The 12,143-nt window shown below is 45.7% G+C and carries 8 protein-coding genes and 1 tRNA gene; 7 read left to right on the top strand and 2 right to left on the bottom strand.

Annotated features, from left to right (window positions below; genetic code table 11):
- Positions 1–15: 15 nt before the first annotated feature.
- The 5 genes from PSE7367_RS01895 (at position 16) to PSE7367_RS01875 (ending at position 7,880) form a co-directional block, all read left to right on the top strand.
- Entirely contained in the window at positions 16–1,659 is a 1,644-nt protein-coding gene (locus PSE7367_RS01895) for a mucoidy inhibitor MuiA family protein (protein WP_015163669.1), read from the top strand.
- Positions 1,660–1,828: 169 nt separating this feature from the next.
- Positions 1,829–3,910 (top strand): ankyrin repeat domain-containing protein, encoded by a 2,082-nt coding sequence (locus PSE7367_RS01890; protein WP_015163668.1) that lies wholly within the window; start codon positions 1,829–1,831, stop codon positions 3,908–3,910.
- Between the two features lie 122 nt (positions 3,911–4,032).
- The gene (locus tag PSE7367_RS19970) at positions 4,033–5,562 is read left to right on the top strand and encodes a serine/threonine-protein kinase (protein ID WP_015163667.1); all 1,530 of its coding nucleotides are present in this window, start codon (positions 4,033–4,035) and stop codon (positions 5,560–5,562) included.
- A 227-nt stretch (positions 5,563–5,789) separates the two neighbouring features.
- On the top strand, positions 5,790–7,499 hold the full coding sequence (locus tag PSE7367_RS19965) for a DUF3352 domain-containing protein (RefSeq protein ID WP_015163666.1): 1,710 nt from the start codon (positions 5,790–5,792) through the stop codon (positions 7,497–7,499).
- A 310-nt stretch (positions 7,500–7,809) separates the two neighbouring features.
- A tRNA-Cys gene (locus PSE7367_RS01875) sits at positions 7,810–7,880 on the top strand.
- Positions 7,881–8,360: 480 nt separating this feature from the next.
- On the opposite strand, the gene psaJ is transcribed toward PSE7367_RS01875, so the two are convergent.
- Positions 8,361–8,489: a photosystem I reaction center subunit IX gene (gene psaJ, locus PSE7367_RS01870; protein ID WP_015163665.1), complete on the bottom strand. Its 129-nt coding sequence runs from the start codon at positions 8,487–8,489 to the stop codon at positions 8,361–8,363.
- Between the two features lie 42 nt (positions 8,490–8,531).
- Positions 8,532–9,104, bottom strand: a complete 573-nt coding sequence (locus PSE7367_RS01865; RefSeq protein ID WP_015163664.1) for a photosystem I reaction center protein PsaF subunit III — start codon at positions 9,102–9,104, stop codon at positions 8,532–8,534.
- 217 nt (positions 9,105–9,321) lie between these two features.
- Between PSE7367_RS01865 and tsaD the strand changes: the two genes are divergently transcribed.
- Positions 9,322–10,377 (top strand): tRNA (adenosine(37)-N6)-threonylcarbamoyltransferase complex transferase subunit TsaD, encoded by a 1,056-nt coding sequence (gene tsaD, locus PSE7367_RS01855; RefSeq protein WP_015163662.1) that lies wholly within the window; start codon positions 9,322–9,324, stop codon positions 10,375–10,377.
- 199 nt (positions 10,378–10,576) lie between these two features.
- On the top strand, positions 10,577–11,935 hold the full coding sequence (locus PSE7367_RS01850) for a TrkH family potassium uptake protein (RefSeq protein ID WP_015163661.1): 1,359 nt from the start codon (positions 10,577–10,579) through the stop codon (positions 11,933–11,935).
- Positions 11,936–12,143 lie beyond the last annotated feature (208 nt).

Below are 12,143 nucleotides of genomic sequence, written 5' to 3'. Positions count from 1 at the left end.
AAACAAGCAAGGCAAATGACTAATCCGGATCAGGCTAATCATCCTACTCAAACCAATGCATCCCCAACAGAACAGAGGGTAGTAACGGCGATCGCCGCAGTGACCGTATATAGCGATCGCGCTTTAGTTAAACGCCAAGGGCAAACGAACCTGCACGAAGGAAATCAGACCCTATTGGTCTCAGAACTACCGATCACCTTACAAGTAGATTCGGTGCGGGCTACGGGTAAAGGCAATATACCAGTTAGACTGGTGGAAGTGCGCACGGAACGCAGTTTTAGCCAAGAGCCGATCGCGGCCAAGGTGGCAGAATTAACTGCCCAAATTGAGGAATTAGAAGACCAAAAGTTAGCCCTGCAAAATGACCTCAATGCCCTGATTGTGCAGCGAGATTTCGTGAAGGGGTTGGGCGAAAAATCAATCCAGCGCTTTTGCATTAGTCTGGCTCGGGATGAAACCAGTCTGGAGGCAACGCAGGAGTTACTTAACTTTGTTGGCCAGAACTATGGCGACTATGCCAGCGCGATCGCCACTAAGCATAAAGCTAAAAAAGAAGTTGAAAGCAAACTTTCGGCTTTGATTCAACAGCTCAAACAGCTTCGGAGCGATCGCCCCCAGGAAAGCTATAGCCTGTTTGTGGTAGTGGAAGCTCAAGCTACAGGGGAATTCACCTTAGAGGTTTCCTATGTAGTGCAGCAAACCTTCTGGCGACCTTTGTATGATATCAGGGTCAGTGAACAGGGCATAATCTTGCTCAGCTATCTGGCGGAAATCGTGCAAACCAGTGGCGAAGACTGGCTAGATCCGCAACTGACCCTCTCCACTGCCAAGCCAGGGATGGGGATGCTGCCACCCAAGCTTAAACCCTGGTACATTGACTTAAATCAGCCACCCGTCCCCACCGCGATCCGCACCAGACAAGCTAACGCGCCGAATACTCCAATGATGGCAAAGATGTCTGCTCCACTAGCGGCAAGCGCAGCAGCGGAAAGTTTTGAATTTGAATTAGACCAGGTGAGCACTGCGGAAATTAAGCGCGAGGGCAGTACGGTGAGTTTTGCGATCGGTGGCGGCGGCGATATTCCCAGCGATGGTAATCCCCATAAAATCACCATTTTTGAGCGTGAATATCAAGGTGAAATGAAGTATGTGGCGATTCCCCAACTTTCCAGCTTTGCCTATTTACAAGCCATAGTTAAGAACCCCGAAAATGGCGTTACGCTGCTACCAGGGAAGGCGAATATATTTCGTGGCAATATGTTTGTAGGTACTACTAAATTGGCCAATATTGCACCTGGGCAAGAGTTCAAGCTAAATCTGGGAATTGACGAAGGTATTCAGATTGAACGCGATCTAGTAGAAAGAGAAGTAGATAAACGCTTCATCAGTGGTCAGCGCAGAACCACCTATGCCTATCGCCTGATCGTTACTAATCTGAGCGATCGCCCCGCAAAATTAAGGCTCACCGAACAACTTCCCACCAGTCGCAATGAACAGATTAAGGTAAGTTTAAGCCGCTCCAATCCAACGATCCAGCCAAAGGATCTAGGCATATTAACCTGGGATCTCTTACTTGCAGCCAATGCCAAACAAGAAATTTACTATCAATTTACGATTTCACACCCGCCAGACATAACGCCTGTGGGGCTTAACATTTAAAAGAATTTAAAAAATTCAAGAAATCAAGTCGCACACATAGCTTACCTAAATGATGTTTGCCGTATTCGGGCAAGGATGATTTATGATTGACAGGTTAGAAAAATTGAGACTCTGGCGTTATTTTCGGTAATTATTGAATTAGTTATTTCGATCGCCCTGGGGGACTGTTGTGACTGAAGCAGAACTAGCTGAGTATTTCCAAACCCATCTGGGTCATGAGCGCTTGTATGTGCAAGCCACATTTACCGATCGCCACCTGGCGGTAATTTTCAATCGCACCGCCGATCTAGATTTGGACTATGGGCAACAAAAGAAGGATGTGATCGCCCATGTCAAAAAACTACGGTTAAAGCAGCTAGAGGAAATCAAGCTGTGTGGTCGTATTTGGGGTGAGCATGAGCTTGAATGGGAGACCACGCTAAAAGTAAAGTCAAAAGCTAAATCATCTGCCCCAACTGGTCAAAAAACAGTCAACCCCAAATCAAAAACAACTCAGCAATCACAACCAGGTCAGGCTCATAAAACAGTTGGCGATCGCCCTGATCCCTCTCAGTCAGCGAATGCAACTACGGCAAAGCCACAACTGACTAATAAAATTAAACCTGAAGCAAAGCCAGCGGAAGCGATCGCCACAACTCAAGTGGAAGATCAAGCGGAAGAGCAAGCAGTTATCTCAACCCCAAACAAATATGCTGAATTCAATCTGGTTGCCCCCGATCTTGATGATGAGGTTCTTGGCAATGTAAGTGATGACGCAAGTAATGAAAGTATTAAAAGTATTAATAGAGAAAGTGCCGCAGCGCAGGAAACTACATCGGATCATGCTGCCGCTGAGTTGGCATCAGATAACTTTGTATCAGAGGATATAGACGCTGAGCTTAAGTTAGAGAACCTTGCACCAACTAGTCAACAGGAAACTAGTCAACAGGAAGCCAACGATCTTGAGCTTGCAACTAACTCAGAGCCTCAAACTGAAAAGGCTCAACTAGAATCTGCATCTACCGCAGACAGCGACATCAAACCAGGCGATCTATCTGCGTTCTGTTTTAGCCGCAACAAACACCTGGTCAAGATCGATCTGGCAAACCCCGATCCAGAAGTGGCCGATGCCGTTACCTACTTCCACAATTTGTTGGAAGCCGATAAAGTGCTGTTGGCTCCGGTGCTGAATGATTTCTTTACCGATCCCAATCGCGCTGAAACCTCCCATTTGCTTCCCGAATGGCAGGAATGGTTAGCAAAACTCAAAAAGCTGGGCAATCGAGAATTTCGATCGGCCTCGGTGTGGCTGAGTCGTTATTGCCTCGATCGCACTCGCACCATGCAGCAGGTCAATGCCACATTGGGATTTAAGGCTAAGAAAAATCCAGGGGATTTAGATCCGGACGATCTTGATAATCTAATTAGTTCTGTAAATGATGTCTCGATCGGTAATCAGGCTAGCTCTAACTTTAGTAGTGATGCCGATGCAGGAGAGGCATATCAAAAACAATCGCTGGCAGAAATTAAATATCGACCGCGATCGCGCCCTACTACAGATTTATCTGCGGGTAACTCAAGAACTAATAGCTCGAATCGGCGGCAGAATAGCCGTAGTAGCGGTCGCCAGGTAGCCTCGTCAAATAGTATCGATATATGGGCTATTTTTACCTTCCTCAGGCGGTGGCGGATTGTGGTTAGTATGCTGATCTTTATATTTATTATTGTGCCATTTAGATATGGTGTTGGCAGAGACCCAGTCACGGCGCCACAGGTGGTTAATAATGGCATTCTCACAGAATCAAAAGTGAGCCGATTGCAGTTGGCGGCGGGGCAAGGGAATTTAGATCAGGTCAAGGAATTGATCGCTGATGGGGTTGAGGTGAGTGCGACTGATGTGCATGGTAATACGGCGTTGCATTGGGCTGTGGCTGGGTGCTCGGCCTATGAATATAGCTCTAAATATGACGAGCAATACTATGACCCGATCTGCACGGTGCAAACCCAGCACCCCACGATCGTGGCCTTTTTAATTGACAATGGCGCAAACCCGAATGGCGGCAACATTGAACAGGAAACGCCGTTGCATTGGGCGGCGGAGTTTGGCAGCAATGAAACGATGTTAGTGTTAATTAACAAGGGGGCGAATGTTAATGCGAAGACGCTGCATGGCACTACGCCACTGGATCATGCAACGGTTTCAGAAGACCCGCTCAGAATCAAGCTCATGACCGATCGGGGTGGGGTTTCTTCGTTTGAAAGTCAAGACTAACAAATACATATATGGATTCTATATTCTTTCCTCACCTCTTACTAACCATGAAGCCACAGCAATTTATGATTTTCGATTAAGCTAAATTATATGCAATTTGGTTTGGAGGCGATAAAATAGTTGTGTTAGGCAAAGTTCTACGTGAAAGATATGCGATCGATAAAGAGCTAAGCGTCGGTGGATTTGGCGAAACCTATCTAGCCTACGATTTGGGTATTCCTGATACACCAAAGCCTAAATGTGTGGTTAAGCGGCTAATCCCCAGGCATGTTAAGGAGTCTACAATTGTACGCCTTTTTAAACAAGAGGCGGCAACTCTCTACAAGCTGGGGAAAGAACATGATCAAATTCCTAAGCTCCATGAATATTTTGAGGATCAGCACACAGGCGATTTTTTTCTGGTGCAAGAGTTTATTGATGGACATGATTTACAAAATGAGCTGATCCCAGGCAGAAGATGGAGTGAGGATGATGTAATTCATCTATTAATTGAGATTTTAGAAGTTCTGGATTTTTTACATCAACAAGACATTATTCATCGTGATATAAAGCCTCCCAACATAATGCGCCGCACTATTGATCGTAAATTAGTGCTGATTGATTTTGGTGCTGTAAAAGAACTCAGTGCAATTACGGTTAATCAGGGAAAAACAAACCTCACCGTCCAGGTTGGCACTCCTGGTTATATGCCCAATGAACAGGCCGCAGGCAAGCCAAAATTGAGTAGTGATATCTTTGCGGTAGGAGTGATCGCAATCAGAGCATTAACTGGGATCATAGACGTTGAGATAAGTAAGCTTGAACATCCTGATACGGAGAAAATTGAATGGCGTGATCAGGCAAATGTTAGTAACGAACTGGCTGTGATTATAGATAGGATGGTGGAGCCCTCCTTTAGCGATCGATATAAATCTGCAGGTGAGGCATTGCAGGATATTCAAAAGCTTAATCTGTCAGTCCCTACAGTAGCCCATATCCCACCTACACAACCTGTGCCAGAAAATGCTCGGCCAGTAATGGTAAGAAGCAACAAACCTCAGGTAAATCAAGCAACACAATTACAAAGTAAAAGTAAAAGTATTAGATCCCGATTTTTGCTTTGGTGGATATTTGCAACCTTTGCAGGCAGTAATGTAGGCATTGCTTTAAGCTTTGCCATGGTCGGTAATGCGGATCTCGCTGCAGCCGGAATGATCAGTGGTACGGCAGGCTTAGTAGTGGGTGGCGCTGTTGGTATGGCAATGGGGTTGGCTCAGTGGTTAACACTTAGAAAACGTCTTCTCAACATAGTGTGGTGGATATTCGCAACTTTTATCGGTAGTGCCGCAGGCTGTGCCGTAAGTTTTGCCATGATAGGCACTGCTGGCCTTGCTGAGACTGGTATTGCAGGTAGTGTAGCCAACTTGATTGTAGGTGCTACTTTCGGTATGACAGTAGGACTATCCCAGTGGTTTGTAATTAAAGGGAGGTTCCCTAATCCTGCCTGGTGGATAGTTGCAAATGTCTTGGGTGGAATTATTGGTGGCACTGTAGGTGGTGCTTTCAGGATTTTACTGGACAGCATTTTAGGTTTTGGGATATATGCTGTGGTGACTGGGTATGTGATGCGTTCATTCCTGCGCAGAGCATTATTAGTGAATAGTAATAATTAAATCGTACTAATTAGGGCAACTTAAATATCTTAAATAGCAGTTTTGCCTTGAAATAAATTCTCCAGAGCGCAATGCATAAGCAAGTAAAAACGATCGCCCCTTGACCTAAATAAGCTAATCCAATAAATTAACCTAAATTTAGAAAACTAAAATTAGGCCATTATTATTGCCCCTGCGGGTTAGACTTATTCACGGTGCAAAGCTAAGCTCTGTTGGGCGGGTATTTTATGAAAATAAACAAAGTTTTTATCTCGATCGCCATAGCGGCAACGATTCTACTGGTGATTGGCTTCACCGCAGTGGGCAATGTATTAAGCGCCAGTCCCGGTGATTTGCTCGCGGGCACCCAGGCCAAACCGATCGCCGCCAAGTTTTTGCCCAAGCGATCGCCCCTGGTAGCCTCCTTTTTGGTTAATCCCGACCAACTCAGCTTATTTACCAAGCTAGCCGCCAAACCGGGCGATCGGGCAGCGATTAGTAATGATATTAATAGCCTCAAGCGCCAGCTTAAAAAAACCTGGTTGATTGACTACGACAAAGACCTCTCACCTTGGCTCGATGCCGAAATCACCCTGGCGGTCACCACCACCGACATCGATCGTCAGGCCGAAAATGGCTTACAACCCGGTTATTTGTTAGCGTTGGCGAGTAAAGACGACAAAGCCGCCAAGCAATTTAGCGAAGACTTCTGGCAAAAACAAGCGATCGCCGGCTCGGACTTGGTATTCGAGCAATATCAAGGCATTTCGATTATTTATGCCACCGCCAGTTCCAAGCGCCCCGGCCTATCGGGCACGATCCTGGGCAAGTTTGTGCTGTTTGCCAACAATCCCAAGGTGATCCGCAATGCGATCAACGATCTGCAAGTGCCTGACCTGGCTCTAGCTAACGATCCCACCTATAGCAATAGCCTCAAACAACTCAAGGATGGTCGGTTTGGGGTTGCCTTTGTAAACCTTTCCCAGTTGGGTTATCTGGGCAAATCCAGTGGTTTGGTGGATGCAGATCTAGATCTGTCCAGTTTGCCTGGTTCTGGTCTGGTGGTGAATTTGGGCTTGACTGAGGCGGGGATTAGGGCGGATGCGATCCTGGCACTCGATCCCGATCAGGCGGTTAATGTTAGCCCCGCAGCCAATAAAGCAATTGAAAATAAGGCGATCGCCCTGATTCCGGCTGGTAGCGCTGCGATCGCTGGCCATGACCTGAATCAAACCTGGCAAAAGCTGGTGGCGGCTTTGGAGCCCTATCCTGCGCTGGGCGGCATTCTTGATAATGCCATCGCTAAGCTCAATCGTAGTAGTGGGTTTGATTTGCCCGCTGAGGTATTTAACTGGGTCAAAGGGGACTATGCGATCGCCCTGCTGCCCGATGCCAATCCCAGTGATGCCAATAGTTGGGTGTTTGTGGCGCAAAACAGCGATCCAAAGGCGATCGATGCGGCCATTAGCGATCTAGATCAATCGGCTCGTACCAGGGCTAACTTTACTGTAGGTGAGGTAGCGATCGGTGACCAAAAATTAACGGTCTGGACCCGCTTGAATGCGGTGGGGATCAGTAATCAAAAAGTAGCTGCTCAGGTAACGGGTAAAGTGGCAGCGGTACATGGCCAAACCCCTGAGTATGTATTTATTGCCAACTCGATCGAAGCGCTCGATCGCATCCTTGGCGATAAGCTCAAGCCGATTACCAAATCTGCTAGCTATAAGACCGCAACTGCGATCGTGCCAACCAGCAGTAGTGGCTATGCCTTTATTGACAACCCACAGGCGATCGTCAATTTAGCGCAACAATTCCCCAGCCTGAAAAATTTACAGCTTAAACCACGATCGTTGTGGCAGCCGTTGCTTAGCCATGTCAAGGCGATCGATATTACTAGTAGTGATGATGGCAAGTCTGCTGGGCTAAGTCGTGGTCAAATGTTTATTTCTTTGAATTAAGTCTTTATTGATTGGTGATTAGGTCGGATTCAGAATTAAGGTCTTAATCTGCCTGAACAGTTCAAATAATGATTAGTTGGCTTCTGGTTCGTAGACTGGGAGTCTTTTTAATCTAATGTTCGGTTTATCTTCTGGGTAAACATTTTAAGAGCAGGCTATAGCCGCTTGAGATTATGCATGAACAGCAATTTAAATGAGCAAGTTGAAGATGGTTTGCTATACTAGCTAATCGGTGATGCAAATTAAGCATTAAATCCGAGTGCATAACTAATTACGATTACGATCGCTTAATTGATCGTAGTTTGCATGTGGCGATGTAGCCAAGTGGTAAGGCAGGGGCCTGCAAAGCCTTTATCCCCAGTTCGAATCTGGGCATCGCCTTTTTGAGGCTAACCAAACTGAATAAATTAATTAGTAAGTGTTAGAGCAAGAGCAGTTTTATTGCTACTTCTTGCAACTTTAGCTCGATCGATATTTACAATCCCTCCCTAGCTTGTCCTTAATGGCGATCGCCTGAAATCCCTAGCGCTTCATTATCGATCGTTTTTTATCAAACTGATGTTCTTGCCAGTTGTGCGATTACTCTTAGACGCATAGGCTTGAATGCGTTTGTGTGATTGCAGAGAACGCTAAATTTATCAATAAAAAATCGAGCGTGCAGAAACCCACACCCTCGATCGCTAACCAACCTGGTTAGTATTTTATTTAATATTTAAATAGATACTAAAAAGGCCAGTTAGGTTTATATGCTTCCAATAAAACAGTAAATTTCAAGTAAATTAATGAGAACAGGTTTCCCGATCGATTCGATTGAATAACTTAATTAGATTTAAACTAAATCAATCAATTATCAATTATCAATTATAGAAAAGGAAACACGAGCATGTCTGGTACAAAGCGATTGAATTCAATCAAAATACCAGCAGTAATTAGCATCCACACAGTGGCCAAAACTGGCGCAGTGGATAGATATTTGAGCAAGTTGTCCATAGGTTAATTTTCCGATTGACTACTAAAACGCCTAACTAGGAGCTAGCGTGGTGAAATAGGTACTTCTTTCTCTGGTGCTACTAGCTTACCGGATGCAAATTCCGTGAAAGCAGCTACAGGCCAGATGAAGCCAGGTAGCATCACGCCAAGAGCAGTAGGAACATCAATAATGATTTCCTTCTGGGTAGCGTTGTTATAACCACTAGCTCTGGCTTTACGCAAGTAATCACGACCAACCCAACCAATCCAGCCAGCAATATATAGGAACATAATGCTAGGAATTAGGAATTCACTAGCACGGTTCCAACGGCCATCTGAAATCAAATGGGGTAAGCCATCAGTACCACAGAGCAAACCAGCATCAGCATAGGCAGCATAACGAGCCTTAGTGGCATCGATCTTGCCTTGTAAATACTGATACGGGCCACTGCCAGCATCAAAGCTGTCTAGACGAGCTTCGTAGCCAGCAACACTATTACTCAGGTTCTCCTGGAATGCAGCAGAATCGCTACAGGGAGTCAGATTTGCAAAATCTGCCCAAGCGGCGGGGGCTGCCGAGAGGTTTAAACCAAAGCAGAGGCTAAATACTAAAATAAGAGCAAACAGTCTTCGCATAGATTTACCTTTTAATTCTTAATCTATTGAGCTGAAGTAATGCTGATTGAAAATTCCCACCAGGGGGATCAACCTCGAATCATATCGCTGCGATCGCACCTTGGTAAAGAAAAGTTCACAAGCTGTAAATTATTGAAAGATTATAAATTTATTTGGGGTCTTTTTTTATTACAGTTGATTGCGAAACCTACCTATTTAATTATTTTCCATATTTTCTATGCCAACCGTCTTAGCGATCGAAACCAGTTGTGATGAAACAGCCGCCGCCGTGGTGCGCGATCGCCATTGCCTCAGCAGTGTGGTTTCTTCGCAAATTGATATTCATGCCGCCTATGGGGGGGTAGTGCCAGAGATTGCCGCCCGTCAACACCTGGAGACAATTAACCTGGCGATTTCCCAAGCCTTTGGGCAGGCAAATAGATCCTGGGCAGAAATTGATGGAATCGCCGTAACCGCTGCCCCTGGGCTAATTGGCGCTTTGATGGTGGGGATCACCGCTGCCAAGACCCTGGCACTATTGCATCAAAAACCGCTGATCGGTGTGCATCACCTGGAGGGGCATATTTTTTCGGCTTTTCTGGCTGAGCCAAGTTTGGAGCCGCCTTTTTTGTGTTTGCTGGTTTCCGGTGGCCACAGCAGTTTGATTCTGGTCAAGGACTATGGTGATTATGAAATTGCTGGCCAAACTCGTGATGATGCGGCTGGTGAGGCATTTGACAAGGTGGCGCGATTGCTCAAGCTTGGCTATCCCGGCGGCCCAGCGATCGATAAAATTGCCGTACAGGGCAATCCCAAGGCATTTAATTTACCCCAGGGCAGAATTGCCAACCATCCCTATGATTCCAGTTTTAGTGGCTTAAAAACGGCGGTTTTGCGCCTGGTGGAAAAACTAGCAGCAGCAAAAGAGCAAGCAAATGATCGCAATCCCTTGCCCATTGCTGATATTGCGGCGAGTTTTCAGGCCACGGTGGCCAAGGCACTTTCCAGCCGGACAGTTAAATGCGCGATCGCCCATAATTTAACCAAAATCGTCGCTGTGGGGGGGGTGGCGGCAAATACGGAATTGCGATCGCAACTGTTGAATGCGGCCACAGAGCATAATTTAACCGTCATCTTTCCACCACTATCACTCTGTACTGACAATGCCGCCATGATTGGTTGTGCGGGGGCGATGCATTTAGCCAGGGGCGAGACTTCTAGGTTAGAGCTAGCGGCACGATCGCGTTTGGAGCTGACCCAAGCCCAAAGCCTTTACTTAACCTCTGGTGGCTGAGAAATAATTGCAGCGCTATTTGTACATTTAGGCTAGGAGTCTAATCGACCGATAATATTACCCAAATTTCGATTGAGCTTGAATTGTGGTTGGTCATAGTGCAAACCTCAACGGTTAGAGATGGGTAGACTGCGGATATGATTAATAATGCCTAGCTTAAATTTGCAATTATATTTAATTTTTATCGCAAGGAGTTATCGTGACGCCTGCTCGCACTATCTGTGTAGGCTTTTTAGCTGTAATTATTTTTGGCACAATTTTGTTATCATTGCCGATCGCCAATGTGGAAGGCAATTGGGAGCCATTGATCGCCCTGTTTACCTCAACTTCAGCCGTATGCGTAACTGGTTTGTCGGTAGTTGATGTGGGGCAGCACTACACACCGCTAGGGCAATTGATCTTACTGGGGCTGTTTCAAATTGGTGGGCTGGGCTATATGACTGCGACCACCTTTTTGCTGGTGTTAGTAGGCCGCAGATTTAGCCTCAGGGATCGGATTGCCCTGCAACATGCCCTCGATATCCCAGGCATTAAGGGTGGTGTGCAATTGGTCAAGTCGATTATTTCTACTACGCTTCTGTTGGAACTAACTGGCGTATTTTTATTGCTCTATGCCTTTAGCCGCGATCGCAGCGATCTGCCATTTTTGACTAATGTTTGGCAGGCAATTTTTCATAGCGTGAGTGCATTTAATAATGCTGGCTTTAGTTTATTTAGTAGCAGTTTGGTCAATTATGCTGGTTCGCCGATCGTCAACTTCACCATAACTGGCTTGATTATTGTCGGTGGGATTGGTTATCAGGTAATTATGGAGGTTTATAATTGGCTGCAAATTAAACTCAGGCGATCGAATGCACCAATTTTACTTAGTTTGCAATTTAAAGTAGCAGTAAGCTCTACGGTATTTTTGTTGGCAATCGGCACGCTCGCTTTTTTCCTCACCGAATTTACTAATAATCAAACCCTCGGAGCGCTCTCATTTCCAAAGCAAGCATTAGCGGCTTGGTTTCAATCAGTAACTAGTCGCACCGCTGGTTTTAATACGATCGATACTGGGGCTATGACCATGACTGGTTTATTTACCACGATCGCGCTGATGTTTATTGGTGCATGTCCTGGTAGCACTGGCGGCGGCATCAAAACCACGACGATGTTTTTGTTACTTGGTTGCACCCGCAGCGCACTTCAGGGCAGGGAAGACATTTTATTGTTCAATCGCCAAGTGCCAGCAGTATTGGTATTTAAGGCGATCGCCGTAGCAGTGGGCTCAATGTTCACGCTGGTAATCAGCATAGTCTTGTTGTCGATTACTGAAGCAGACCTGATTACGAAAAGTGGCTACAGTTTTATTCACATTCTGTTTGAAGCAGTTTCCGCCTTTGCCACCGTTGGCTTGTCAATGGGGATTACTCCAGAAGTTTCTGACCTGGGCCGCTTAATTTTAGTTGGTACTATGTATATAGGTCGCGTTGGTGTTGTGGTTTTGATGGCGGCGTTGATCGCTGAGCCAGAACCCAGCCTGGTTAAGTATCCAGAGGAAACTCTCCTGGTTGGCTAGGATTGATTGGGATTAACTAGCAAATTGGCAAAATAAAAATAATCAAAATATGAAGGATTTTGCTCAACCACCAATTAGGGTATATCGAACTCAACAACTAATATTGAATTGAGCCGATCGCCCCTAGGCACGTTGTGCCATTATTCTTAATTACCAGCTTTGAATATTTTTATGTAGATTGGTTAGCAAAATTAAAAACTAAGGGTTT

This window comes from Pseudanabaena sp. PCC 7367 (assembly GCF_000317065.1).
GTDB lineage: Bacteria > Cyanobacteriota > Cyanobacteriia > Pseudanabaenales > Pseudanabaenaceae > Thalassoporum > Thalassoporum mexicanum.
This window is presented reverse-complemented; position numbering and strand designations above follow the sequence as displayed.